Below are 26,592 nucleotides of genomic sequence, written 5' to 3'. Positions count from 1 at the left end.
TGCTTCAAATCTCGATAACGGTCCCCGGACCGCTGGATGCGGGCTCAGAATCAAGAACCAGTCGCACTTGCTTGATCGCTTCCAGAAGCTCATTCCAATCTGCACAGCTTGTTTCCCAGCCACTACTGATCCGGACCGTGCGGGCCGCAGCTTCCTCCTCGACGCCCATCACCTCAAGAATCGACGAGGGCCCCGATTTACTGGAAGAGCAGGCTGATCCTGATGAAATCTCCATGTCAAACCGGTCCAACTGGGCAATCCAGCGATTGGCCCGATGGCTGGGCAGGCTGATAAAGGAGGTGTTCCAAAGACGGTCGGCCTTCTTTCCATGAATGCAGAATTCCCCACCCCATTCAGCTTCCAGAGCGGCTTCGAAGGTGTCGCGCGCATTCAGTTGCTCCGCTGGCAAAGGGGAATTCAACCGTGCTTTCAGAGCGGCCACCATGCCAAGGATGGATGGTATATTTTCCGTTCCCGCACGTGAACCCATCTCTTGGGCACCTCCGGTCTGAACTTTTAAACCCGTCCACTCTTCCCCGAGGATCAGGCAACCGATTCCCTTGGGCCCGCCAAACTTGTGCCCGCTTAAACTAATTGCGGCGCAGCCCTGCCCCATCGGTGCGGCATATTTCCCGATCCACTGGACGGCATCGCAGTGAAAGGGAATACCCGCCTCCCGGCACAAACCGCGGATTTGTGGCCAGGGCTGGATGACCCCTGTTTCGTTGTTGGCCGCCATTACCGAAACCAACCCTGGAGCGGAAATCTGGAGCTGATCTTCAAACCAATCCAGATCAACTTGGCCATTTGCATCAACAGGAATGCGGCGGGCCCGGCTCTGGCCGGCGAGGCCGAGCGCCGCCTCCCGGATCGAAGGGTGTTCCACCGAGGAAATCCAAATTTCCTTCTCTGGAGACACGCGGGCAATTTCACGAATTACGGCATTGTTTGCCTCGGTAGCCCCTGAGGTAAAAACAACCTGCTCGGGCCGGAAGCCCAGCATTTGTGCCATCTCCTCGCGGGCTTCATCCAACCGGGACCGGGCGCGCACGCCACTGCGATAAGCGGTGGAGGGGTTTGCCCATGCGGTTTCAGACGCCTCCAACCATGCCTCTCGGGCGAGGGGATGAAGGGGCGCGGTGGCGTTCCAGTCAAAATAGGGCATCAGGGAATCCTCAGGACTTGTCCCGGTTTCAAGGCATTGGGACTTGGAAGCTGGTCGCGGTTTGCTTGAAAAATATCCATCCATCGTCCGGATTCACCGTAAACCCTTGAGCTGATCCGACTCAGTGTGTCGCCGGCCTGGACAGTGTAGGTGGTCGGTGTGGAATCCGCAGTGGAATCCTGTGGCTGTGCCGGGGCAATGACAATGGGGGCCACTTGCCTACCCTCACCACCAGCCTGCTGTTGTTGATTCAAAGCCTCACGGTACCGGAGAATCTCGCTTTCCTGTTCGGTCATGTCCCGCTGGAATTGCAGGATCTGCTCCTTCAATCCCTGGTTTTCCGCCTGCAAGGTCTTCACCGTTTCCATGAGGTTGACTCGCTCAACAGTCTCCCCAAAGGGATTTCCCGGAAGCGTTTTGGCAAAATCCTTCTGCGCCGTGAGAATCAGCTCCTTGACAAAGTCCGCGTATTCACCCTCCGGGCTTGCCGCCAGATAGCCACGGAAATGATAAATGGCGGCCAACGGATCCTTGATATGGTTTAGATAAATCAATCCGGCCTCCAAATGCGACTCGCCGGCATCCGCCCGTGTGCTCACAACCGATAAAAAGGCCTGCAGGGCCTCTTCATTACGGCCTTCGCGGAGAAGGCTCTTCCCCCGACGGTAGGCACGCTCATCCGTCTCCTTTGTCACCGTGTCCGTACCGCTGCAGCCAATCATGCCAACCGCCAGCACCATCACGGCAAGAATCGAACAAATCAGGCGCTTCACGCTTTTAACTTTTCTCCCAGTCTCCATATGTTATCCAGATATAGGGTTTTACAGAGGAACCCTGTTCAAACCCAATCTTTAATTTTATCCAATGACACTTTCTTCTGAAAATATACTCTCCAGCGCGCAGAATTGCCTGCGGCTTGAACAGGCGGCCATTGAGGCAACCAGCAATAAACTGGACGAGTCTTTTGTCCAGTCTGTCCATTTGATCGAGAAAACCATTCTTGATGGCAAAAAACTGGTCTTTACCGGGGTGGGAAAAAATGTGCCGATCTGCCTCAAACTGGCAGGTACCTTTAACTCCACAGGCGTCCCGACGACTTTCCTCGATCCCAACCAGGCCCTTCACGGGGATCTCGGTCTCTGCCAGAAAGGCGACCTCTGCGTCCTCTTCAGCAACAGCGGGGAAACAGAAGACCTGCTCCGTTTGCTCCCTTCGTTGAAACGATTGGGCCTGACCACCATCGCCGTCACGGCAATCGCCGATTCCTCGCTTTCGAAATTTTCAGACCATCTGTTACTCTACCATTACGATCAGGAAGCATGTCCCCTCAACCTTGCCCCGACCGCCAGTACCACCGCAGCGCTCGCTATCGGGGATGCCCTCGCCATGGTCTACCTGGAAATTCGCGGCTTTTCCAAGGAGGATTTTGCCCGGTATCATCCAGCCGGCAGCCTCGGCAAGGCACTGCTTCTTAAAGTCGACGAGATCATGCGGACCGGAGATCGCTTTGCCAGTGCGCCGGACACGATCACCGTTCAAGAGGCAATCCTCTGTATCACCAAGGCACGGTGTGGTTCAATCGCCCTGGTCGATGCACAATCAGGTGCCCTCACGGGGGTCTTCAGCGACGGGGATTTCCGTCGTGCCGCACTGGACGATAAGGATATCCTCTTGAAGCCTGTTTCGGAGCACATGACGCGCAATCCCAAAACCATCCCTTCGGGTTCCCTCGCAGGCACTGCCCTCCGCATTTTTGAAGCAGTATCCATCGATGACCTTGTTGTCGTTGATGAAGCAGGAAAACCCCTCGGTCTGATCGATGGGCAGGACATGCCAAAGCTGCGCATTGTTTGATCTTCCTGGTACGCGACTTTACAATTACGGCTGATCGGGTTATCTTGGGAGCATGGCCAAGATTAAAAAAACAACAAAGAAAACCACACGAGACGGCTCCAAGGTCGTCGCCGCATTACGACAAGTTCTTGCCGATAGTTATGCCTTGATGGGGCAGACCCATATCTGTCACTGGAATGTTGAAGGACCCACCTTCTTCGCCCTGCACACGGCATTCGAAAATCAGTACACGGAGCTCTTCACCGCAGTTGATGAACTAGCCGAGCGAATTCGTGCCTTGGATGCATATGCGCCCGGTGGCCTTGCCAACCTCGCCAAGCTCGCAGCAATGAAGGAAATTCCGGAAAAAACGTCCTCCGCGACGATGGTGAAGCATCTGGCAGGGCTTCACGCAAAACTGATCAAGGACGCTGTCGCGGCAAGGGACACAGCCGCTGAGGCAAATGACAAGGAAACCGAGGACATGATGATAGCTCGCATCGAGGTACACCAGAAGACGGTCTGGATGCTGAAGGCTTACCTGAAGGGCTGATTTATAAACGATCCGTCTACTGGCGGACACATTCAAATTTCCAATGGCGGGTTCCAGTGACCCGCCATTTTTCTTTTACGGGCTTGCGGGAAATCCGTTCAGGGATTCCCCTTTATAACAGATGTTTGAGAATATACCGGAGGTTAAAGACGGCGAAGTGCGTCCTCTTTTGGAATGCCAGGAAATACAACTGGGTTATTCCACTCCTTCGGGCTGGAAGCCTGTTGTCAATCGGGTTGATTTTGAAGTTCGTAAAGGCGAGACGGTCGCCCTTGTCGGTGAAAGCGGATCGGGCAAGAGCACCATTGCCAAAGCACTCGTCAAACTCATCCCGCTCAGGGGTGGGTCCATCCGCTTCGATGGTAAAGAAGTGGGGAATCTAAGCCCCGTTGAATTCCAGCCTTACCGAAAGAAAATCCAGATGATTTTCCAGGACCCGTTAAAGGCCCTCAACCCGCGCCTCAAGGTTTCCCAATTAATCGAAGAGCCTCTCCGGCTGCATTTTCCAAAGCTCGACCGTGCCAAGCGTGTCGATGAGCTACTGCAAGCGGTGCAGCTCCCTGTCTCCAGCAAGGACCGTTTCCCCTCAGAGTTCAGTGGTGGCCAGCGTCAACGAATCCTCATTGCCCGCGCACTCGCTGTGGAACCGGAACTGCTTGTTTGCGATGAACCTGTGAGCGCCCTTGATGTCACCATTCAGGCAAGGCTGTTGGAGTTGCTCGAAAGTTTGAAGTCATCCCATGGGCTGACCCTCCTCTTCATCTCGCATGACCTTGCTGTTGTGCAACAGATCGCCGACCGCGTCCTCGTGCTTCAAAACGGGCGCCGTGTTGAATGGAAGGAAACCGGTCAATTATTCAAAAACCCCGAGCATCCGTACACCCGGATGCTCATCGACGCGTGCCCGACCTGGTAAGATGGACAGTCTGGAAACCCAGTTAAAGATCCCCGACCTCTGGCAGCAAAAGGCCATCCGCGCATTGCAGGGTGGCAAGGATGTCATCGTGGCTTCGCCGACAGGCGCGGGCAAGACCTACATTTTCGAGCTCCTGATGGAAACCGGATTTCAGGGGAAAGCCGTCTACACGGTCCCGACCCGGGCCCTGGCCAACGACAAGCGTCTCGAGTGGAAGCGGCGTGGCTGGGATGTCGGGATCACTACCGGCGACAGGAATGAGAATCCTGATGCCCGGGTTGTTGTAGCGACTTTGGAAACACAAAAGGGACGCCTCGTGCGTGGAGAAGGACCCGACCTGCTCGTGGTTGATGAATACCAGATGCTTGGAGATGAACAAAGGGGTCTCAATTACGAGCTTTCAATCGCAAGCGCACCGGCGAAAACGCAACTGCTCCTACTGAGCGGTTCTGTCGGAAACCCGAAAAATGTAGCGGATTGGTTGATACGGCTGGGGCGTAAGGTTGAGCTGGTTCAACATTCCAAACGACCCGTACCGCTCGAGGAAATCCAGATTGAAGGGCTCCCAAACCGAATCCCAACCAGCGTTCGCGGACTCTGGCCAAGGGCGATTGCCAAGGTGCTGAAAGCGGGCATGGCCCCCCTGCTTGCCTTCGCTCCAAGGAGAAAGGCAGCCGAGGATCTCGCCTTTGAGATTGCCCGCATGCTTCCCGAGGAAGATCCGATCGTCCTGACCCCTGAGCAGGAGCGCCTCGCTGGGGACGGCCTGAAGGGCCTCCTTCGGGCACGGGTGGCTTTTCATCACAGCGGATTGGATTATGCCCAGCGTGCCGGCTTGATTGAACCACTTGCCAAAGCCGGGCAACTGCGGGTGGTGGTGGCCACAATGGGACTGGCGGCCGGCATTAATTTTTCCATGCGTTCCGTCCTCGTCACCGACAGGGAATACCGGTCCGGTGACCGGGTTCATGAAGTACGGCCCGATGAACTTTTGCAGATGTTTGGGCGGGCGGGGCGCAGGGGGATGGATAAGGTCGGTTATATCGCGGTTGCGCCCGGCAAACCGAGGTTGCAGGAAGCCCGTCCCCTTCGTTTGAAGCGTTCCAACCAGATTGACTGGCCCAGCATCACTGGCCTGATGCAGACCGCCATCGAAAAGAACCAGAACCCGATGGAAGCCGCGCATCAGTTGACGCGACGCCTTTTCAGCGTCCAACGCATTCCCCTGGGACTGGCTGACTTCCATGCAGGCGGGCCAAGTGCTTCGCCGGTCCAGCAAAATATTGTGACCCAGACAGTGACCGAGTTTCAGACTCCGGACAATGACTGGGAGCGCAAAAGAGCACCGCGAAGAGCCGAGCTTGGAATTGCCCTTTATTGGTTCAAGGACGAATGGCGCCCTGCCCTTTCGGTTCCGGAAATGCTCACCAGCTTACCCTTGGGCACGCTTTGCCGGTTGAATTCCCAAAAGCCCCCGGAATATGGCCGACAGGTCCCCATCGCCCGTTTTGGCACCTCTGACACGGAGGGAGAACTTGTCCTGAATCGTTGGATACTTCGGGCCATCCGGGAGCAACCCAATTCAAAGGGCCGGAAGCATCATTGGCGACGCATGCGCTGGACCCTCGACCGGATTGAGAAGCAGATCATTCCCCTCCTTCCTGCGATCACCATGGGCGGCACCTTCGTCGACTGGCGCGAGAGCAAGGGCATGTTGTATGCACGCCTTCACTACAGGAAGGCAATCACTCACGCGCAGGTCGACTCAGCAAACCGCCCCCTGATCAGTCCGCCAGAGAGGTTGGTCAGCCACGAGACGGATTTGACCCTGCCCGGAGATGAGGGAACCGGTTCTTCAGGCAAAACCCGCACCGCCGCGGATATTTGGTTCAGTCTCGGGCTGATTGACAAATACGGTGCGCCGACACAACGCGGCATACTCTTCAGCTTTTTCAATTATGGCGAGGGGTTAGCTATCGCCGCCGCCCTCGAGGACCGCTCCTACGCCCTTGAGGATCTCATGTACGACCTTGCCAACCTTCGCGCAGGACATCGCTTCAGCTTCCACGAGGCAGGTTCTGGAAGGCTGGGAGCCGCCTGCCGTGCGGCCTACGGTCTGGTCTCACACACCGGGTACCTGATCCGGGGTTTGCCGACCACTTATGGTGAGGGTGCCTCGGAAGTCCTATTTCAGCCGGGCGCTTTACATGCTCTCAACAAGGGCGACATGGAATTGCGTACCGGGGATATCGAGCGAGCGCGCCTTGAGTGGAAAAGTATCCTTCGGCACATCGCCCATTGTCCAAAACTGAATTGGGACCGATGGCTCGATTTGCGTGCACTCGCAAAAAGCACAGTCAAGAATTTCCCGAAGGAAGCCACGCTTGAATCACTCCCCGGGCTGACGTCAAAACAACAACAGCGCCACAAGAGCTTTCTCACTTTCGAGCACAGTCCTCTTCAGGACTAGGAAACCGGATGTCTCAAGGAAGCTGGGTCACACCCATGAGGTAACGATCCACTTCGCGCGCGGCACCGCGACCCTCATTAATCGCCCAGACGACGAGGCTTTGCCCACGACGGCAGTCACCGGCAGCAAAGACACCTTCAACGTTGGTCGTGTACTTCTCATGCTCGGCCTTGATATTGGAGCGTGGATCCGTTTCGAGGGAAAGCTCTTCGACAACCTCCTGGTCCGGGCCCAGAAAGCCCATCGCCAAAGTCACCAACTGTGCCGGAATCGTCCGACGGGTATCTTCCTTCTTGTTCGGAACAAAGCGGCCCTGCTCATCCTTGCCCCACTCGATCTCAATGATTTCCAAACCGGTCAGGTTTCCATTTCCATCATCAAGAAAGCGTTCGGTCATGACGAGATATTGGCGGGGATCTTCACCCTGCAAGGCGGCCGCCTCTTCCTGCCCGTAATCCATACGGTAGATCTTGGGCCATTCCGGCCACGGGTTGCCCTCTTCGCGACTGGCAGGAGGGCGAGGAAGGATTTCCAGCTGGGTCACGCTCTTGCAACCCTGCCGGATCGAAGTGCCAACGCAGTCCGTTCCGGTGTCACCACCGCCGATGACCACGACATCCTTGCCCTTGGCATTGAGCTCAGGGAGAGATCCGTCGAATTCCGTATCCAGTACATGACGCGTGTTGGTCGTCAGGAAATCCATCGCGAAGTGTACCCCGTTCAACTCACGGCCCGGAATTGGCAGGTCACGCGGTTTGGTCGCACCCGTGCAAAAGACGACTGCATCAAACTCGTCCTTGAGCTCGCTAGCCGTCGTATCTTTTCCAATTTCGCATCCGGTGACAAACTTGATCCCCTCAGCCTCCATCAGGTCAACACGACGCTGGACGACTTTGCCTTTATCCAGCTTCATGTTTGGAATCCCGTACATCAGGAGACCGCCAATGCGGTCAGCCCGCTCGTAAACAGTGACGAGATGCCCGGCCTGGTTCAACTGGTCAGCACAGGAAAGCCCGGCCGGACCGGAACCGATCACGGCAACTTTCTTGCCGGTCCGCTCAGTCGGTGGCTGAGGCTTCACCCAGCCTTCATCCCATCCGCGGTCGATGATTGAGCATTCGATGTTCTTGATCGTCACCGGCGGCTCAATTACGCCCAGCACACAGGAACCTTCGCAGGGAGCAGGACATACACGCCCTGTGAACTCGGGGAAGTTATTCGTCTTGTGCAGACGTTCCAAGGCTTCCTTCCAGCGACCACGGTAGACCAGGTCGTTGAACTCCGGGATAAGATTGTTGATAGGGCACCCGCTTGCCATGCCGGAGACCATGTGGCCCGTGTGGCAGAACGGTGTCCCGCAGTCCATACAGCGGGAACCCTGGTTCTTCAGGTGCTCCTCCTTGGGATGAACCTTGAACTCGTTCCAGCCCTTGATCCGCTCCTTAGGATCCATCTCACCGATGGTCTTTCTATCAACTTCAAGAAATCCGGTTGCTTTACCCATAATATTCAGTCTTTCGCAATTGTAATTAGTTTCCAGCTACACGAGCCAGGTCTTTCTGGTTATCCTCGAAGGCAGCCATTGCCGCCTCGTCGCCGGTCAAGCCCTGCTCTTCAACCTTCTTGAAGGCATTCAGCATGCGCTCGTAGTCGCGCGGCAGGACCTTGACGAATTTGGGCAACATTTCATCCCAGTTATCAAGCACTTCCTGACCCCGTTCAGACCCGGTGTACTTGACATGTTCGGCAACGCGCTGGCGCACATTCTCCATTTCCTCCTCATCGCATTCGATAAGGCGGTAAACATTGACCATGTCAGCATTGAGGCGCGTCTGGAATTTTCCATCCAAATCCAGAATATACGCGACTCCACCCGACATCCCGGCAGCAAAGTTGCGCCCGGTCAAACCAAGGACAATCACCTCTCCACCGGTCATGTATTCACAGCCGTGGTCTCCAACGCCCTCGACAACAGTTCGCACCCCGGAATTGCGGACGCAGAAACGTTCGCCGGCGATTCCGTTGATAAAGGCATTGCCCAGGGTCGCTCCGTAAAAGGCCACATTCCCGATAAGGGTCTGCTCATGCGCCTTGAACTTGGAACCACGGGGAGGATAGACCACCAACTTGGCTCCGGAAAGGCCTTTGCCAAAATAATCGTTGGCATCGCCTTCCAGCTCGAAACTCATTCCCGGAGGCGTGAAAGCCCCGAAGGACTGGCCCGCACTTCCTGTGAACTTCAGTTGTACCGTGTCCTCGGGAAGGCCCTTCCCGCCATGCCGGCGTGTCAGTTCACTCCCGGTGATGGTTCCCACCACGCGGTTCACATTGACGATGGGCAACTCCACCTTGACAGGCTCCCCTCGCTCGATCGCAGGCTTGCACAGCTTGAGCAGGTGCGTGACATCGAGGGATTCCTCGAGGCCATGGTCCTGCAGCTTCTGGCAATAAGTTCCAACTTCGTCTCCAACGTCCGGCTTGTGGAAAATACTGGTCAGGTCGACCCCACTGGCCTTCCAATGGTTGATCGCCTCGATCGTGTCGAGCTCCTCAACGTGGCCCACCATTTCGTTAATCGTCCGGAAGCCCAGCTCGGCCATGATCTCACGCATTTCCATGGCGATGAAGCGCATGAAATTGACCACGTGCTCGGGTTCACCTGTGAAGTTCTTCCGGAGGCGCGGATCCTGTGTGGCCACACCAACCGGGCAGGTGTTCTTCTGGCAGACACGCATCATCAGGCAGCCCATCGTGACCAGCGGTGCGGTTGCAAATCCGTATTCCTCGGCACCAAGGAGCGTTGCGATGGCAACGTCCCGACCGGTCTTCAATTGTCCGTCTGTTTCCAGAACCACACGGCTGCGCAAGTCGTTCAGGAGAAGGATCTGGTTTGTTTCGGCCAGTCCAAGTTCCCATGGAGCCCCTGCGTTGTAGATCGAGGAAGACGGCGACGCGCCGGTTCCTCCATCGTGTCCGGAGATAAGAATCACATCGGCGTGACCCTTTGCGACCCCGGCGGCAATTGTCCCGACCCCGACTTCCGCGACCAGCTTCACGTTGACGCGGGCATGGCGATTGGCGTTCTTCAGGTCATGGATCAATTCCGCCAGATCCTCGATTGAGTAGATGTCGTGGTGCGGGGGAGGAGAAACCAGTCCCACTCCAGGAGTTGAATGCCGGACCTTGGCCACCCACGGATAGACCTTGGAACCGGGCAATTCACCGCCCTCGCCGGGCTTGGCGCCTTGGGAAATCTTAATCTGGATCTCGTCCGAGTTGACAAGGTATTCGCTCGTCACTCCGAAACGGCCCGATGCCACCTGCTTGATGGCTGAGCGCTTGCTGTCGCCATTGGGCATTGGAGTAAACCGCTCTGGATCTTCCCCTCCCTCACCCGTGTTGGACTTGCCCCCAACGCGGTTCATGGCGATGGCTAGCGTCTCGTGCGCCTCCTTTGAAATGGAACCGTAAGACATGGCGCCCGTCTTGAAGCGCTTCATGATCGCCTCGATTGGCTCGACTTCGTCGATATCGAGTGCCTTGCGCTTGTGCTTGAAGCGCATCAAGCCACGAAGGGTACAAAAACTTTCGCTGTGGTCGTTGACCATGGCGGAATACTCCTTGTAAGCCCCGTAGTCCCCGGTACGGACCGCCTTCTGGAGCAGGTGGATCGTCTTGGGGTTGAAGAGGTGATATTCCCCGTTGCGACGCCACTGGTACATGCCGCCGGGCTCAAGGGCCGCCTCTTCGTCGGAAATCCGGCGCTCGGCAAAGGCCTTGTTGTGTCGCAGGAGGCTCTCCTCCGCGATCTGCTTGAGCCCAACACCTTCGACACGACCTGCGGTCCCGGTGAAGTACTTGTTCACCACGCGGGTGCTCAAGCCAATTGCTTCAAAGATCTGGGCCCCGCGATAGGAAGCCACCGTCGAAATCCCCATCTTGGCCATCGTCTTCACAACGCCCTTGATGGAGCCCTTCAGGTAATTGTAGACCGCCGTCTGCAGATCCATTCCAAGCATCTGTTCGGTGATCATTTCCTGAAGCGTCTCAAAGGCCATGTACGGATTGATGGCATCCGCCCCATAGCCGATGAGCACCGCAAAATGATGCACTTCGCGGGCCTCGCCTGTCTCAAGGACAATGGAGACGCGTGTCCGCGTTCCGGCACGGACAAGATGATGGTGCAGGCCGCCCATGGCGAGAAGTGTCGGAATGGCCGCCTTGTCGGCACTCAAAGCCTTGTCGGAAATGATCAGAATATTCACTCCGTCAGCGATTGCCTTGTCGGCAGCGGCAAAGAGGTCGTCCAGGGCATTTTGCAATCCCTTTTCAGTATCAGAGACTGGAAAGAGTGCATCCAATGTGGCGGACTTGAACCCGTCTATCTCGATTTCACGAAACTGGGCCAGCTGGCGATTATCAATCAGCGGACTGTCCAAGCGGATCATCCGGCAACTTTCCGGATTTGGGTCGAGGAGATTGCCCTCGGAGCCGATGAAGGTCTCCGTTCCTGTCACAAGTTCCTCCCGGATACAGTCCAGGGCGGGATTTGTGACCTGTGCGAAGATCTGCTTGAAGTACTGGTAAAGGTGCTTCGATTTATTCGATAAAACCGCCAATGGCGTATCATTGCCCATCGAGGCAATCGGCTGGACACCTTTCTCCGCCGTTGGGCCGAGCAGGAAGCGCAAGTCCTCGTAAGTGTAACCAAAGGCAATCTGACGTTCCTTGAGCTGGCTTATGGGTCCCTCGGGCAAGTTCTTTGGATCCGGAAGATCCTTCGATGCGAGGCGACGATCCTGAAGCCACTTTTCATAAGGTTGAGCAGAATAGATGCGCTCTTTCACCTCTTCATCCGGAATGATACGACCCTCGTTCATATCGACGAGGAACATCCGGCCGGGCTTGAGGCGGCCTTTTTCGATGACCGTCAGGGGATCAAGATCGGGGACAACACCAACCTCGGAAGCCATGATGACCAAGTCATCCTCAGTCACGTAATAGCGGCTTGGGCGCAGGCCATTACGGTCAAGAACGGCGCCGATCTGGTAGCCGTCGGAGAATGTGATCGAGGCAGGACCGTCCCACGGTTCCATCATGCAGGCATGGAACTCATAAAAGGCCCGCTTCTGGGCGTTCATGGATTCGTGACGTTCCCAAGGCTCGGGAATCATCATCATGACGGCATGGGTCAGGTCGTATCCTCCCAGATGCAGGAATTCGAGGACATTGTCGAAACGGGCTGAGTCCGAACCATCCTCATTGATGACCGGGGAAATCTTCTCAATATCGGAACCGAAGGTATCCGACTGGCACAGGGACTCCCGCGCCTTCATGAAATTCTCATTTCCCATCACGGTATTGATCTCGCCATTGTGGGCGATGAACCGGTTCGGGTGCGCACGCGGCCAGCTCGGGAAGGTGTTCGTCGAGAAACGCGTGTGCATCAAGGCCAGCGCAGATTCGAAATCCGGATCGTGGAAATCCGGGAAGTATTCCGCCAACTGGCAGGGGGTGAGCATTCCCTTGTAGATCATCGTGCGGGCGGAAAGGCCGGTCACATAGAAATATTCTCCACCTGGGAACGTGTTCTTGGCTGTACGGTGAACATCGTAGAACTGGGAAGGCACCTCATTGAAGCGGACCGCGTTGACCATCCGCTTGCGGATGACATACAGTTTGCGCTCAAAATCCATGATATCGGTGAGGTCCGAGGCACGCTCGATGAACACCTGCTTGATAACAGGTTCATACTGGCCGGAAGTCTTGCCGAGGATTTCACTCTTCACCGGAACCGTGCGCCATCCGAGGAACTTCTGTCCCTCCTCGCGGATGACATGTTCGAATAACTGCATGCAAGCTTCGCGTTCACTCTGGTTGGGCGACATGAAGACCAGACCGGCCCCATATTGGCCCTCAGGCGGCAGATCAACGCCCTTGTCGAGCATGACCTTGCGGAGAAACTTGTCCGGTGTCTGGATAAAGATACCTGCTCCGTCGCCCGTGTCAGGATCCGACCCGCTGGCCCCGCGGTGAATCATCTGGGTATTCATCGTGAGGGTTTTCTGGATAATGGCATGGGAGCGCTTCCCCTTCAGGTGGGCAATAAATCCCACACCGCAGGAATCCTTCTCGCGGGAAGGTTCCCAAAGCCCTTGGGCTTCTGGCCATCCGATTGGAGTCTTCTTCTTATCTGGCATATGCAAAGTTATGTTTGATGTTCACGGAAATTGTTCCGGACAAGAAGATGCTGGGGGCAAATCCCTATCCGTTGCGGGGATATTTAGGAAGCTTTCGAGGTATTCAAGAACCAAAATTCAATGAATTTAAAAAGAGAACTTTCAATTGATCCGTTGAAGCCAGCCACCTAGGTTACAAAAAGCATGTCAACGCGCCGATTCAAGTCCGAGGGTCCAGTCCTCTACAACCGCTACCAGTTTGGCTATTGCGAGTGGCTGGAGTCCACTACCGGTCAAAATCTGAAGGAAGCCTACGAGGGCGGCTTTCTCCCCTATTCTGCTGACTTGAGCGATCCGAGGCACCTGTTTTACATGGCCCGCAGCCTCCGGGTCGACCTGGGCGAATTCAAGGTCGAGAAGAATCGACGCTACGACCACCGCGAATGGCAGGCCTGCCATCTGGTGCGGAAACATGTTCCCAAGGACCAATTCCTTGCTCAATACGGCGATCATGCCGTGCAAAAGGCCGGGCTCTGGATGGAGCAGCGCTTCGGAAAGCCCTATTTATCAGAGAACCGGCTCGAATACATCCTGCGAAAACCCTTTCTGAGAGATATCCTGACATGGGAGGACGGGACCGGGCTTCGGGCATTCGCTTTGATAGTCCTTGAGGATTGGGGGGCTCATTACTGGTACATCTTTTACGCCAACGACGCTGGAAAGAACGATCCCCCCGGCCAAGGTTATCTCGTCGATTTTCTCAATTGGGCCTCCGGGAAACAACTTCCGTGCGCCTACCTTGGAACCGCCTATGGACAGAAAAGTCTCTATAAATCACGGGGCATCCAGGGAATTGAGTTCTGGGACGGGAACGAGTGGTCATCTGACAAGGGCAAGCTCATGCGCTATCAGGAAGCGGATGAACAGTCCCAGGATCAGCCTTGCTAATTCCCTAACTGAAGGACCGTAGAATCGCCTGGTCTGAAAAGGGATGCTTTGTCAGCCCAATGATCTGGTAATCCTCATGTCCCTTGCCTGCGACAACCAACAAATCGCCCTCTTTTGTATGGTTGTAGGCTGTGCGTAGCGCTTCTTCCCGGTCAGGCACCTGATGGACTTCAGGGCTGCCGGAGGCCAAACTTAAGGAGGACTGTACTCCCTCCATAATATCATTGATAATCGCTTCCGGATCCTCCGTGCGGGGATTGTCCGAAGTGACCCAGCAAACATCCGCCAGCTCAGCCGCGATACTACCCATGATCGACCGTTTGCCGCGGTCACGATCTCCACCACACCCGAAGGCCACATGAAGCTTACGCTCACAAAAAGGCCGGCAAGCTTTCAATACATGCTGCAATCCGTCTGGATTATGGGCGTAATCGACAATCGCGGTACACCCGTTTGGAAGAAAAATCTGTTCCATGCGACCGCACACGGGCGGGAAGTCCTTCAAGGCATCTGCAAGAGCCTCAAGGGAATGCCCCATGGCGTGCATGAGGGCCACCGCAGCAGCCACATTTTCAACCTGAAAATCTCCCACAAGGTGGCTTTCAAAGGGACAGGTTTCATTGCCTACTGCCATGCTGAAACGCGACCTTTGGGGAGTCAGGATCAGGTTGCGAACTTCATAATCCGCCCCGCTATTTTCCATTCCAAAACTCACCACCCTGCCACCCGCGGCCTCGGCAAATTGATTATAGAACGCGGAGGCGCGATTAAGCACGGATACCCCACCCGGTTTGAGCAGGTTAAAGAGGCCCTGCTTGGCCATGGCATAAGCCTCCTGGGTCCCGTGGAAATCCAGATGGTCCCGTTCCACATTTGTGAGGACAGCTCCGTCGAAGAGAAGTCCTTCCACTCGATCGAGGGTAAGCGCATGGGATGAAACTTCCATCGAAACAGCCCGGGCCCCGGATTCGCGAAAAGTGAGGAGATGGCGGTAGAGCTCGGGGGAAAGTGGAGTTGTGTAGGTTCCCGCCGCATTGAGGCTGTCTCCCAGGGCAATTCCAAGCGTCCCGATGCTGCCACAGGGAATGCCCAGCTTGTTGTTCAGGTGAGCCAACAGACGGGTTGTTGTGGTTTTGCCATTGGTCCCGGTCACTCCAAGAAATTGCACGCCCTCATCGGGATTGCCCAGGAAAAGGCGTGCGGCCTGTCCCAATGCTTTACGCGGAAAGGGGGTGATCAACTGGGGAACGCTCAATCCTTCAACCGGACTGGGAGAAACCACTCCTGCCAGCTCCATGGAGGGGAGCTTTTCCAGAAATGCTCTCCAGGTAAACCAACGATTGTACTCAAGGTACTCGTCCATGCAGACAAAGAGATAGCCGGGTCCCTGTACCTCGTCTGGATGGCAGGCCACACCCCGGATTTCCGTATCGATCAATCCGAGGACATTGGCCGGCTGAACCGCTTCAATGACGTCCTTTAGTCTGATTGGTCAACCCCCATCAAGGGCCCCTTCGTCAAATCCATCAATGCCTGCTCAAGGGTTGGGGCCTCCTTGATCGCCCTCAGGTCCTCCATGTCCGGCGGGACATTGGCAATCGCTTCCTCGATGGTCGTGGTCCCATCCTGGACTTTGAGCATACTATCCTGGTGGAGCGTTCTCATGCGATTGCGGACGGCAATCCGCTTCAATTTTGCCACATCCATGCCGGCATTGATGCCTTTTATCAATTCGTTGCTCGTCGGCATGAGTTCATGAATACCCACCCGTCCCTTGTATCCAATTCCTCCACATGCCGGACAGCCGCCTTCCTTGTGATGGGGGATATCTCCCGACCAGTCGATGGCTCTTTCCAGGATATCCCGTTCCCGGTTCTCTGCCTCCGAGACAATGCCACATGTCTTGCACACCCGGCGCAGAAGCCGCTGGGCACAAACGCAGACCAGGGATGCTGAAATCATGAATGGCTCAATCTTCATCTCCGTTAATCGGCTGATTGTGCTTGGTGCATCATTCGTATGAAGCGTGCTGAAAAGCATGTGCCCGGTCAACGCAGCCTCGACCGCGATCTGAGCCGTTTCCTGGTCACGGATTTCCCCGACTAGAATGATGTCCGGATCCTGTCGCAGGAAAGCCCGAAGCGCCTTGGCAAAGGTCAACCCGATCTGCCGGTGCATCTGCATCTGCAAAAGTCCATTCAGGGTATATTCAATGGGATCCTCGGCAGTCCGGATACACTTGCCGGGATCATTGATCTCGTTCAGCGCACTGTACAGTGTCATCGATTTACCGGAACCGGTCGGCCCGCAGTGCAGGACCATCCCATAGGGCCTGGTGATCAAGTCCTTGTACATGGACAGATTGTCCTCGCTGAAGCCAAGAGCAGTCAGCGGCAAAGTGGACTTCTGCTTGTCAAGCAATCGCATGACAGCCCCTTCGCCATGGTTAAGTGGCGCTGTGGCCACACGCAGGTCGACATCAATGCCCTTCCGGTTGAACTGCTTGTAGATAATTCGCCCGTCTTGGGGAAGGCGCTTCTCGGCAATATCCAGATTGGCCATGATCTTCAAGCGGGCCATCAGGGAGATCGCCGCCTTGGCCGGTATGCGCAATTTGTCCTGGCAAACCCCGTCCACGCGAACACGGATCCGGGCTTCGTTCTCGAACGGCTCGACGTGAATATCAGAACCTCCGGAAAAATACGCATCCTCAATGATCCGGCTGGCCAGCTGGACAATCGGGGAATTCTCATTTTCGAGATCCTCCTCACTGATGTCACCATCCTCATTGACCTCGTCAAAATCGATATTGAGGGACTCCATGACATCCCCGAATCCTTCAGGGCGCTGGACCTCATTTTCCTTCTGCAGGAACTGGAGAATTTCCTCCTCCAGACCGAGCATCGGATAAACCGAGCAACGTTGCTGGTTCTGCATTGTCTCGAGGAGCTCCGTGTTGAACGGGTCCGCAATGACAACGACAAGATTTGTCCCGAATGTGCCGATGGGCAAAACCTTGTTCTCGCGGCAGAAATCCTTGTCAAGGCGCTCAAATGTGCGCTCGTTGACCGTGAAATTTTTCGCGTTGAAGGGGGGGATGGAAAATGCAGAAGCCTGCGCAAGGAGAATGCTGAATGCAGGTACTTCGTATTTCTCGTGAAGAATGGTCTCCAACTCGTCACCGGAAAGGTCCTCGTTTTCGGAGGTGATCTCCTGGACGGCATCCTTGTCTAATTTCTTGTCAAGGACCAGCTCACGCAAGACCGACCGCAATACTCTGGGAATCGCCATTTATTATTCCTCCAACAAACTGGGTTTATCCTCAACCATCAAGGCAGGGCCGCCTCCCTCATCGATTACGGATTCAGGTTCGGGCTCGGGCTCGGGTTCGGGCTCAGGAGCTTGCTTTGCTTCAAGTTCGTTAAAGGTTGTTTCAAATTGATTCAACGTGCTCACATACCAGGAAATCCGCCCATTTAACCGTTCCTCCCAGAACTTCCTCACTGTGTCACTGAGGTAATACGCTGACGCGACAAACCAACGGTCATTGACAAAATCGATTGGCATGGTCCACGAAGCCCGCATGAATTCAAGAGGTTGTTGCAGGAGCAGAACCTCATCGATATTGTAATTCTCCAACATGACTGCGCCCACAGGGTGATGCTCAATCTGGTAATCCAGAAGGCTCTCCTCCTTCAGCGTCTGCTTGTCGAATATCAGGATGCGCAGCAGGCTGGCTCGCTTGATATCCTTTTCACGGGCCAGGCTGATGAATTGCTCATTGGCCGCGTCCATGTCCTCAAGGGTTGTCAGGCCTGCCTCCACAAGACGAGTCCCCAGAACTCGGTTTGATTTTATGAGAAGGCTACTGGTTTCTCGCTCCATGGTGTTTTCCTATTCGGCTGATTGATTGACAATTTCCGGATAAATCAAGGCTTCGTCAGCAAGGATTGCATCCGGATCGACTGGGCTATCCCCAATGCCCAACCGCAACAGGGTGTCTTTGAGATCCTCTCCCGGTTGGCGATGCAAAGTAAGGTATTCGCGCTGACGTCGCTTCAGGTATGCCTCAAGGTCGCTTGGGCCTTTCAACTGGGAAGGATCCTCCAACCCTTCTTCAATGACGGCATTGAACGAATCAACGGAAAGTTGCCCTTCCGATTCGATAAGACTTCTCAACTTGCCAAGAAACGGGAGCAACTCGGCGTATCCCCCCGGCCAAGGGTAATGAAGGAGTCGGGTCAGGTTCTCCAATCCGGCAAGGCCCCGTTCCTCATCTGAAAAATATCGCTTGATGTAGAAAGCGGTATCAGGAACCCGCTCCCTTAATGACAGCATGACCGGACATTCCGTGGCCAGAAGGTTCTTGACGTCCTTCGGGACGATGAGCGAATCCGGGTCAAAATTGGCCCCGATGGGGAGGACGTACAGGAGCCTTGAGCTGGACAGGTTTTTTCCCGACGACTCGACAAAGGAAATCCAGTCAGAGAGGATTTGAACGGCTTCCCCGTCCCATTCACAATCCCTTATGTCCACCACGAGAACTCCGGGAAATGGCTCGTTCTCAAGTACCCAGCTCCGCGTGAAGTCGGTCTTTGTATCGACAAGATCAATACGGACTACCTCTTCCTCCGGATCCTGCTCGGTCCAATACATGACCTCCTTCGCGACAAGGCGGATTTCAGCCCCTCGCTGGGCAAAAAACGGCAAATGGCGGCTGGTGCTCGCGTTGTTCCAGAAGGTTTCCAGGAAGCGCTTGTTTTCCCGGCTGGAATCCGAAAGATACTTTGCCGGCGAGGGATAGGAGACGGATATACTGCCTTCGTTGAAATCGATTTCGGAGGCCTCCATGTCCATTGCTTCGACAGTTGAGGCATCCTCCGCGCTGATCCCGACAAAACGGGAAACATGTTCAAGGAGTTCTTCCGTCTTGAAGGGTTTTTCCAGGACCAGTGTTACCCCGATATTGGCCACTTTGATGAGCTCCGGCATGTTCATCAGGCCGGAAATCATGATAACGGGCAAATCAGGATTGATTTTCCGGGCCTCTACCAGGAATTCGGCGCCGTCCATTTGGGGCATCTTGTAGTCAGTAATGACAAGATCGAAGTCCTCCTGACGCATGCGCTGGACAGCTTCCTCGGGATTGAGGGAAAACTCCGCCTCAAACCCATTCAGCCGGAGAAGCTCCTTCAGCATCTCGGCAAATTTTTCTTCGTCGTCTATAATTAAAATCGGTTTAGCCATGGGAAATTAACGGGATTGAAATTCAGGCATCGCCAATAATATTCAGTGCAGTCTGGTACTTCTTGCTCTCTTGAACAAGAAAACGCTCCAACGAAGACCGGGAATCATTAAGCCTGTCGGTTCCCTTGTCAGAATTCAAGGCCGCCGCAAAATGTTTCAACTGGGGCGGGCGCGGCTGGGACAGGCTGATCGCCTTGACGATGGTTGCGCGCAATTCCAACATATTATCCGGCCAGGCATAATCCAGAAGGAAGGAGCGAAGCTTGGCATCAAAAGGGGCCTCCTCGGATCGCTCGGAAATTTCCTGTTTGGCAATCGCCAGAAGATCTTCCGGCATATCCTTGATCGCCGGCACGACCAGTTCGTTCGTACCAAGGAAAAGATACATCTCATCATCAATTTTCTCAGCATCGTAGAGTTCCTCGACCGATCGGCTGAGACAGAAAATCATTCTCAAGCTGCTTGAAGCGCCGCCCCGCGCGTCCACAAGATCCATCAACAAAGTGCCTTCCTCCGCAGAGAGTTGCTCAGCATCAAGAATAACCATCGTAATTGGCTGGTCCGCATTGTCGCCGCCAAACGGTTTCTCCAGGCTTTCCTTTGTCACTTCACCCGGTTTGAAGGCGATACAGCGTTCACCGGAGCTACTGATATTAACAATGTCCCGGCTGATTTCCTCAAAAAGGGTACCTTGAGGACCAATAAGGAGAAGATTGCGCTTGAATGCGGATGCGGCAATGGCCCGGCTGAGAAATTGTTTACCCTTCTCGGAATGACCTTGAATATGGCCGATTGACCGCCCTCCTGCAGCCGCCTCACTCTCACTTGAGTTATCTACATCCGATCCGGACCGCTTGTTCTGGGACTCCAGAATCTGGGAAGCTTTCTTAAGCAGGGAAAAGATATTCAGTGGTTTGATAAAAACGCCGTCCACCCCGTCTGCGATAAGGTCCCGGATGGCACCGTCATTTAAATAGCCTGAAACCATGATCACGGGGACCTTACGATCCAACTCCCGCAACTTGTGAATCAAGTCGCTTCCGGACATCTCGGTGGGCAAACGTTCATCCGTGACAATTAACTCAATTGGCTCCTTCTGCAGAAGCTCAAACCCATGGTCTGCCGTGTCTGCCGTGTGGACAGTGTATCCAGCCTGCTCAAAGATCCCTCTCAAGAGGGAACTGAACTCGTGGTCATCGTCGACAATAAGTACGCATTTATTCATGAAATCCTGTTTTTGCCTAGGGCTGTGTCATTTCGTTGGCGAACGAAAAAAGAGCCTTCCGGAGTTCCGGAAGCCCTTCACCCAGCAAACAGGATACGGGAACGGGCTTTGTTCCAGTTTTTTTCTGAAATGTCTCGAGATGATCCGCTGCTGCTGGTTCGTCCACTTTATTTACCACAATGATTCGAGGCTTGGCGGCAAGCCCTTGTCCATAGTAATCCAATTCTTTCAAAAGATTTTGATAATCAGCCCATGGTTCTCGCCCGTCCACGCCGGAAAGATCAATTAATATAACAAGCCCTTTACATCGTTCGATATGCCGCAGAAAGGCGTGGCCAAGTCCCTTGTTGGAGTGAGCGCCCTCAATAAGGCCCGGAATATCGGCCAACTGGATGCGGATTCCACCCGGCTCCTCCGGCTCCATCACGCCGACCACCGGGTTCAGGGTGGTAAAGGGATAGCTGGCTGTCTTCGGATTGGCAGCTGTCATGGCAGCGATCAGGGTCGATTTGCCGGCATTTGGATATCCGACCAGCCCGATGTCAGCAATGGTCTTCAGGACAAAACGATAGGTGCCATGCTGGCCCGGCGTTCCCTCCTTGAATTGACGGGGAGCCTGATTGACCGAACTCTTGAAGTGGATATTACCCCAACCGCCGCTCCCCCCTTTCAGAAGGACATGGCGTTCGCCCGATTCCAGCAATTCAAGGACAACCTCTCCAGTTGAAGCGTCATGAACGACCGTCCCCGGGGGGACTTTCAGGACACAATCCGCGCCGCCGCGGCCATTTCGGGTGCTACCCATTCCCGGGGCGCCGTTTTTGGCATTCCAATGGGGTTTGAAATAGTACTGGCGCAAATCCGCTGAATTTACATCCGCCTCGAGGATGACGTTGCCCCCGTTGCCCCCGTCTCCCCCGTCGGGTCCGCCCTTCGGAACAAATTTTTCCCTACGAAAACTGGCACAACCGTTCCCACCATCGCCCGCTCGTAGCTTGACTTCCACCTCATCGACAAACATTAAGATTACTAGGGTTGTTCACACTTGCCTTGGCAAAGGAAAAATGAGCAACATGACTCTCATTCATACCACTCTGACTTTACCAAAATGAAAAAGGTAGCCATAATTGAAGATCATACGGCGGTACGGGACATGATCGCCCAAATTGTCCACACCATGGAGGACTGGGAAATTGTCACCTCCTCTGGCGACGGGCGGAAGGCCCTCGACGAATGCCTCGAGACCAAGCCTGATTTTATCATCCTGGACATCATGCTCCCGGGTTTGAACGGGGCCGAGATCCTGCGCCGCCTTAAAAGACAGCTGCCGGATGTCCACGTCCTCGTCTTTTCCGGCTATCAGGATGCAATGTTGCTGCGTGAGCTGGTGGAAGCCGGTGCCCACGGCTTCATCGGGAAGACCGCGCCGCTCGTCGAGTTGCAGAAGGGCCTCGAAATTGTTGCCACTGGGGGAACTTACTTCAGCCCGGAAGTGGCGGAAATCCTGCGACATTCCATGTTTAATCCCGCTTTCAGTGGAACTCCTCCCCTGCAACGCCTGACCGCGCGGGAACGCGAGATCCTGCAACTGATTGCCGAAAGCAACAGCACCAAGGAAATTGCCAACATCCTCAGTATCAGCGTAAAAACAGCTGAAAACCACCGTACCAACCTGATGCGCAAACTCGACCTCCATGATGTCGCCAGCCTGACCCGCTTCGCCATTGAACACCGGATAATCGAACCGCCCACACGCCCCCAAAGCGAGGGTGATTCCTGACCCTCAATTTCTACCTGCCAGAGTTTTTCCTTGATTCACTCAATTCCCGCTAAAATGCTTTCATACAAGATGCTCAAATCCGCACACACCTTCCGCTTTGGTTTTATTCTCCTGGCCCTCCTCACCGGCCTTGTCTTTGCCGGATGCCGTGGCCCGCAAACCCCGGATCCTTCCATGACAGCCGTTCGCGGACAGGGAACCGGAACCGGTCCTGGTTCCGCTGACTGGATCAGCCCAGAGGATATCGCCCGGGCTGGCGCGCTGGGCCTGGAAACCCGCGACCCGGATATGATGGACGACGGTAATCGCCTCGAAAACCTCTTTTCTCCCATCTACTTTGAATTCGACCAGTCCTTCATTCGTCCCGCGGACCGGGCAACGCTACAGGAAGCGGCCCAGTATCTGGAAACGAATCCAAATGCCAAACTCCTTGCTGAAGGGCATTGCGACTGGCGCGGAACGACTGAATACAATATGGCCCTCGGCGATCGCCGGGCGGGCAGTGTAGTCGCCTATCTGGAACAGGTGGGGATTTCCCCTGACCGACTGGAAACCGTCTCCAAGGGAGATTTGGATGCCATTACCGAGGGATCCGACGACCAGATGCGTATGGACCGCCGTGCGGACCTGATCATTATTCCCTGAGAAATAGAGACTCGCTCAAGCCTTGACCATCAGCCAGGAGGCATGGAACGGCGGCAAGGTGATTTTGCCCTTTTTTGCTCCGACCCGCTTGTTGGACAGTAACTCGCGCACCTGATCCCGGGGTTTGATTCCCGGAAAACAATCGGCCCAGAAGACCTCGCGGGGCTTGGATGTCATGTTAAACAGGCAGAGAATCTTTTCCGCCTTGGTACGGGAAGTCCGCAAAAAGGCAAAAATGCCGGCATCCAGGTCAAGAACCTGCATCTGGCTTCCCGGATGAAAGGCCGGATGCTGGTTCCTCACGGCCAACCACTGGGCCAACTTCCGGAATACGAGGGCGTTAGGTGAATCCGGATCATCGAGAAGCTCATCCAATTCATCAGCATCCCACTTTTTCCGGTTGATGGAACGGTTTTCACCGGTTGCCTCCATTCCCTCGTAATCGTTGCCGGAGCCCAACAGGCTGTGGATGTAGAGGGCGGGCACACCTTTGAAGGCGAGGACAATTGCCTGCGACAGGAGAAAACGGGTCAGGCTGAGCGCATGGTCATCAATCACCCTCAGTGCTTCCATGTAGCTGATATTCAGCTCGTAGGGGCTCTGGGAACCGTCGCTGTTGGCCTTCATCGAAACACGACCGCCCCGCTTTACCACCTCGTCGGCCAGCCATTGGATGTCCTTGTCTGGAATGATCCCCTGAAGCGGACGTACCCCGATACCATCATGGGAAGCGGTGAAATTGAAGAAGGTTTGTCCGGGCGAGAGCTGAGGAAGCAACTTCGCCCAATTGCTCAAGACAGTTCCGTCCTCCATGAGGAGCGCGTGCAAAATCAGCGGTGGCAGGCTGAAATTGTAGACCATGTGAGCCTCATCATTGTCGCCGAAGTATGAGATATTCTCCTCGTGGGGAACATTCGTTTCAGTGAGCAGGATTGCGTCGGGAGCAACCAGATCGAGGACATCACGGAAGAATTTCACGATCTCATGCGTCTCGGGCAGATGCAGGCAATTCGTCCCCACCTGTTTCCAAATGAAGGCGACTGCATCCAGCCGGAAGATCCGGCAACCTTTGGAGAGGTAGAGGAACAGAATATCAAGAAACTCAAAAAGGACATCCGGATTCTGCCAGTTCAGGTCAACTTGATCGGCACTAAAGGTGGTCCAAACATGGGCCGGGCCATCCCGGGTGGCAGTCTTTGTGAGCAGGGGCCAGGGACGCGGACGGACCACTGACGAGAGGTCGGTTTTCGGATCCATGGGCAGGAAATACCAACGGGCCGGGGCAATTCCAGTGACATAATCCCTGAACCACTGGCTCTTTCGAGAACAGTGATTGAGGACGAGGTCGAACATCAGCTCAAAATCACTCCCCAACTGCTCCACATCGTCCCATTTTCCGTAGTCTTTTTGTACCTCCCGAAAATCAATTACAGAAAATCCGTCGTCCGAGCTCCATGGAAAAAAGGGAAGGATATGAATTGTTGAAAGCGTTCCCTTGAGGCGGGTCTTGCAGAATGCGTGCAGGGTCTGCAACGGACGCTCTCCCTGTCGGCGAATGGAGTCTGCATAGGTGATGACAACCGCCGTCCGGTGATCCCAGAACTCCGTCTGGAGAGGCGGATCCAGTCCCACGCCGTAACGTCCGAGCAGTGCTTCAAAACGCCTGATCAGCTGGGATGCGCGATCGCCGTAAAGCCGGTGCAGGCGCTTGTGCAAGTGGTGCTTCTGTGTTCGCGATAACATGCTACCGTCCGTTTGACCGCGAGACTGAAGGTCCCCACCCGGTCAGTGAATTGATCATCATGCGCAAGTGGCGGCGCAAAGTGGCATAGCTGTAGTAGCGGCGAGCGACCACGAAATTGTGGTCCACGACACTTTTTAAATAATCCGGTTCATTCAGGAGTCGTTGTACTTTCCTGACTGCCTCCCGTGTTATGAATCCATCGATGACAGCCAAGTCAAAGCCCTTGGGCTCGATATCCTCAATGAAAATATTGTAGCGGTTAATCACGACAGGTTTCTTGAAGTAAATCGCCTCGAGGAGGGCATTCCCAAATCCCTCATAAGTGCTCGGGTAAGTCACAATATCGGCATACGGATACAGGTCCCACAGCGTGTAGAGCTTCCGGCCCTCGGCGTCGAGCTGACGCACTTCCGAGACTCGGTCCCCGATAAAGCGGATATCGACTTCTTCCTCCCGGGCCAACTCCTCGATCATGTGCTTGTACTCATACCCCTCGTCACCCGCATCATGCGAAATGACCAGTTTGCAACGCGGGTTGCGCAGCATGCTGACCAGCTTCACGGCATGCTCTATCCCCTTGCGGGGAACAATCCTCGTTGGCTGCAATATGAAGATGTCATCCGGCTCGAGGCCAATCTCTTCACGGACATCCGCCGCATATTTATCAGGCTCGGGAGCGCTTTTTTCAAAATCAAAGACATTGGGAATAAGGAGGCTTCCGACTCCCTTCCGGAGAGATAATTGCTCCTGGGCGGCGGCGTTGATGACGGCATGGGCCATATGTGGCAGACGCGGAGGAAAAGCCATGTCGAGATAGTCCTGAACCGCATTGATGGAAAAACGCACCCGTTCCCAATAGAAATCGTGATGATGGGCGATTGCCGGCATCCCGCTTTCAATGAGGAATTCCGTAATGGCGACGGCAAGCGGGACGTGCATCGGTATGGTCAGGGCGTTCTCAGGCACCAGCACATCGAGTTGGTAGCGATCCGCAAACTCGTACAAGGTCTCCTTCAGGTAAGCTGCCATTTCGCGGATACGCCTTGATACCAGCGGGTCGCGATGCCTTTGGCCCCAGATCCGCTTGTTGATCCACTGGACCTCCGGGTGACCAAAATAGGCCTCGGGCACACACAGGGAGGATCCCGGATCCCGGTCACTCAATCCACTATACCAGAAGCTTGTGTGACGATCGTTCCAGAGCACGTGGGCCCACTTGGCACTCTCAAGCGAGACGCCATCCGTTCCCGCAAAGCGAGTGGAGACAAATCCAAATCGTTTTCCCATGAAAAATTCCTAAACCCTAAACCTAGCAGAGACCATGCCTGCTTTACAAAAAGAAAAAGCCGATGGAAAGAATCCACCGGCTTTTGCGTGAAAATGGTTAAAGAAGCGGGTAATCAACCGGCCTTGGCCTTGATGAATGAAAGGAAGCCATCGAGACCGCCCTTTGGAAAGCCAACCATCTTGTCGAGAACCTCTCCCTCGGTACTGATCAGGAGCACCGTTGGGAAGTATTGTACACCGTACTTTTTGGCCAGTGCATCATTATGAGCTTGCTGAGCTTCCGGCAACTTGGACTTGCGCGGGAAATCCGCGTCGACAAGGACGAGCGAATCGTCTGCCAGGTCCTTGAAAGCCTTCGTACTCAGGACTTCGTTATTGAGCTTGATACAGGGAGGGCACCAATCGGATCCATGAAATTCCACAAGGATGACTTTATTTTTTTCCTTGGCCTGTGACATCGCCTTGTCGAAGTCGGTAAGCCAGCCCTCGCCAGAGGCGTGGACAGTAATGGCGGCCAGTAGAAGGCCAATAAGCGGGAGGATTGATTTGATTTTCATATGATTCATAGAGTTGTGTTGTGAAATTAGGATAGCCCAGACA

General features: G+C 54.8%; 20 protein-coding genes. 7 read left to right on the top strand and 13 right to left on the bottom strand.

Features of this window, described 5'->3' with window-relative positions; genetic code table 11:
- Nucleotides 1-4 precede the first annotated feature (4 nt).
- Together G0Q06_RS02605 and G0Q06_RS14425 are read right to left on the bottom strand one after the other, a co-directional pair.
- Nucleotides 5-1,165, bottom strand: a complete 1,161-nt coding sequence (locus G0Q06_RS02605; protein ID WP_163962177.1) for a cysteine desulfurase family protein — start codon at nt 1,163-1,165, stop codon at nt 5-7.
- Nucleotides 1,165-1,938 carry a LysM peptidoglycan-binding domain-containing protein gene (locus G0Q06_RS14425; protein WP_338045102.1) on the bottom strand — a complete coding sequence of 258 codons (774 nt, stop codon included), beginning with the start codon at nt 1,936-1,938 and terminating at the stop codon, nt 1,165-1,167. Before G0Q06_RS14425 ends, G0Q06_RS02605 begins: the two co-directional genes overlap by 1 nt.
- A 91-nt stretch (nt 1,939-2,029) precedes the next feature.
- On the opposite strand from G0Q06_RS14425, the gene G0Q06_RS02595 reads away from it, so the two are divergent.
- The 4 genes from G0Q06_RS02595 to G0Q06_RS02580 all read left to right on the top strand — a co-directional run bounded on the left by G0Q06_RS02595 (nt 2,030) and on the right by G0Q06_RS02580 (nt 6,937).
- On the top strand, nt 2,030-3,019 hold the full coding sequence (locus tag G0Q06_RS02595; protein ID WP_163962175.1) for a KpsF/GutQ family sugar-phosphate isomerase: 990 nt from the start codon (nt 2,030-2,032) through the stop codon (nt 3,017-3,019).
- 52 nt (nt 3,020-3,071) lie between these two features.
- Nucleotides 3,072-3,551 (top strand): Dps family protein, encoded by a 480-nt coding sequence (locus G0Q06_RS02590; RefSeq protein ID WP_163962173.1) that lies wholly within the window; start codon nt 3,072-3,074, stop codon nt 3,549-3,551.
- Between the two features lie 121 nt (nt 3,552-3,672).
- On the top strand, nt 3,673-4,467 hold the full coding sequence (locus G0Q06_RS02585) for an ABC transporter ATP-binding protein (protein ID WP_163962171.1): 795 nt from the start codon (nt 3,673-3,675) through the stop codon (nt 4,465-4,467).
- Nucleotide 4,468: 1 nt separating this feature from the next.
- Entirely contained in the window at nt 4,469-6,937 is a 2,469-nt protein-coding gene (locus tag G0Q06_RS02580; RefSeq protein WP_163962169.1) for a DEAD/DEAH box helicase, read from the top strand.
- Between the two features lie 13 nt (nt 6,938-6,950).
- On the opposite strand, the gene G0Q06_RS02575 is transcribed toward G0Q06_RS02580, so the two are convergent.
- The gene (locus tag G0Q06_RS02575) at nt 6,951-8,441 is read right to left on the bottom strand and encodes a glutamate synthase subunit beta (protein WP_163962167.1); all 1,491 of its coding nucleotides are present in this window, start codon (nt 8,439-8,441) and stop codon (nt 6,951-6,953) included.
- A gap of 25 nt (nt 8,442-8,466) precedes the next feature.
- Nucleotides 8,467-13,137: a glutamate synthase large subunit gene (gltB, locus tag G0Q06_RS02570; protein WP_163962166.1), complete on the bottom strand. Its 4,671-nt coding sequence runs from the start codon at nt 13,135-13,137 to the stop codon at nt 8,467-8,469.
- Nucleotides 13,138-13,320: 183 nt separating this feature from the next.
- Between gltB and G0Q06_RS02565 the strand changes: the two genes are divergently transcribed.
- Nucleotides 13,321-14,064, top strand: coding sequence for a hypothetical protein (locus tag G0Q06_RS02565; protein ID WP_163962164.1), 744 nt, complete (start codon nt 13,321-13,323; stop codon nt 14,062-14,064).
- 4 nt (nt 14,065-14,068) lie between these two features.
- On the opposite strand, the gene G0Q06_RS02560 is transcribed toward G0Q06_RS02565, so the two are convergent.
- The 6 genes from G0Q06_RS02560 to obgE are packed head-to-tail and all read right to left on the bottom strand — an operon-like array spanning nt 14,069 to nt 21,557.
- Complete coding sequence (locus G0Q06_RS02560; RefSeq protein ID WP_238710218.1) at nt 14,069-15,502, bottom strand: UDP-N-acetylmuramoyl-L-alanyl-D-glutamate--2,6-diaminopimelate ligase; 1,434 nt, start codon at nt 15,500-15,502, stop codon at nt 14,069-14,071.
- A 41-nt stretch (nt 15,503-15,543) separates the two neighbouring features.
- A complete protein-coding gene (locus G0Q06_RS02555) occupies nt 15,544-17,355 on the bottom strand; it encodes a GspE/PulE family protein (protein WP_163962162.1) in 1,812 nt (603 codons plus the stop codon).
- A gap of 3 nt (nt 17,356-17,358) precedes the next feature.
- On the bottom strand, nt 17,359-17,949 hold the full coding sequence (locus G0Q06_RS02550) for a GspE/PulE family protein (protein WP_163962160.1): 591 nt from the start codon (nt 17,947-17,949) through the stop codon (nt 17,359-17,361).
- A 9-nt stretch (nt 17,950-17,958) separates the two neighbouring features.
- Complete coding sequence (locus G0Q06_RS02545; RefSeq protein WP_163962158.1) at nt 17,959-19,311, bottom strand: response regulator; 1,353 nt, start codon at nt 19,309-19,311, stop codon at nt 17,959-17,961.
- Between the two features lie 22 nt (nt 19,312-19,333).
- Complete coding sequence (locus G0Q06_RS02540) at nt 19,334-20,536, bottom strand: response regulator (protein WP_163962156.1); 1,203 nt, start codon at nt 20,534-20,536, stop codon at nt 19,334-19,336.
- Nucleotides 20,537-20,552: 16 nt separating this feature from the next.
- Complete coding sequence (obgE, locus tag G0Q06_RS02535) at nt 20,553-21,557, bottom strand: GTPase ObgE (RefSeq protein WP_163962154.1); 1,005 nt, start codon at nt 21,555-21,557, stop codon at nt 20,553-20,555.
- An 87-nt stretch (nt 21,558-21,644) separates the two neighbouring features.
- Between obgE and G0Q06_RS02530 the strand changes: the two genes are divergently transcribed.
- Complete coding sequence (locus G0Q06_RS02530; protein WP_163962152.1) at nt 21,645-22,316, top strand: response regulator; 672 nt, start codon at nt 21,645-21,647, stop codon at nt 22,314-22,316.
- A gap of 54 nt (nt 22,317-22,370) precedes the next feature.
- Nucleotides 22,371-22,961, top strand: a complete 591-nt coding sequence (locus G0Q06_RS02525) for an OmpA family protein (RefSeq protein WP_163962150.1) — start codon at nt 22,371-22,373, stop codon at nt 22,959-22,961.
- 15 nt (nt 22,962-22,976) lie between these two features.
- On the opposite strand, the gene G0Q06_RS02520 is transcribed toward G0Q06_RS02525, so the two are convergent.
- The 3 genes from G0Q06_RS02520 to G0Q06_RS02510 form a co-directional block, all read right to left on the bottom strand.
- Nucleotides 22,977-24,704 (bottom strand): sugar phosphorylase, encoded by a 1,728-nt coding sequence (locus G0Q06_RS02520; RefSeq protein WP_163962148.1) that lies wholly within the window; start codon nt 24,702-24,704, stop codon nt 22,977-22,979.
- Between the two features lies 1 nt (nt 24,705).
- Nucleotides 24,706-25,992, bottom strand: coding sequence for a glycosyltransferase family 4 protein (locus G0Q06_RS02515; RefSeq protein WP_163962146.1), 1,287 nt, complete (start codon nt 25,990-25,992; stop codon nt 24,706-24,708).
- 113 nt (nt 25,993-26,105) lie between these two features.
- The gene (locus tag G0Q06_RS02510) at nt 26,106-26,549 is read right to left on the bottom strand and encodes a thioredoxin family protein (protein WP_163962144.1); all 444 of its coding nucleotides are present in this window, start codon (nt 26,547-26,549) and stop codon (nt 26,106-26,108) included.
- Nucleotides 26,550-26,592: the final 43 nt, after the last annotated feature.

Source organism: Oceanipulchritudo coccoides, assembly GCF_010500615.1.
Taxonomy (GTDB): domain Bacteria; phylum Verrucomicrobiota; class Verrucomicrobiia; order Opitutales; family Oceanipulchritudinaceae; genus Oceanipulchritudo; species Oceanipulchritudo coccoides.
The sequence above is the reverse complement of the archived record's forward strand: the minus strand, read 5'-3'. Positions and strand labels throughout refer to the sequence as shown.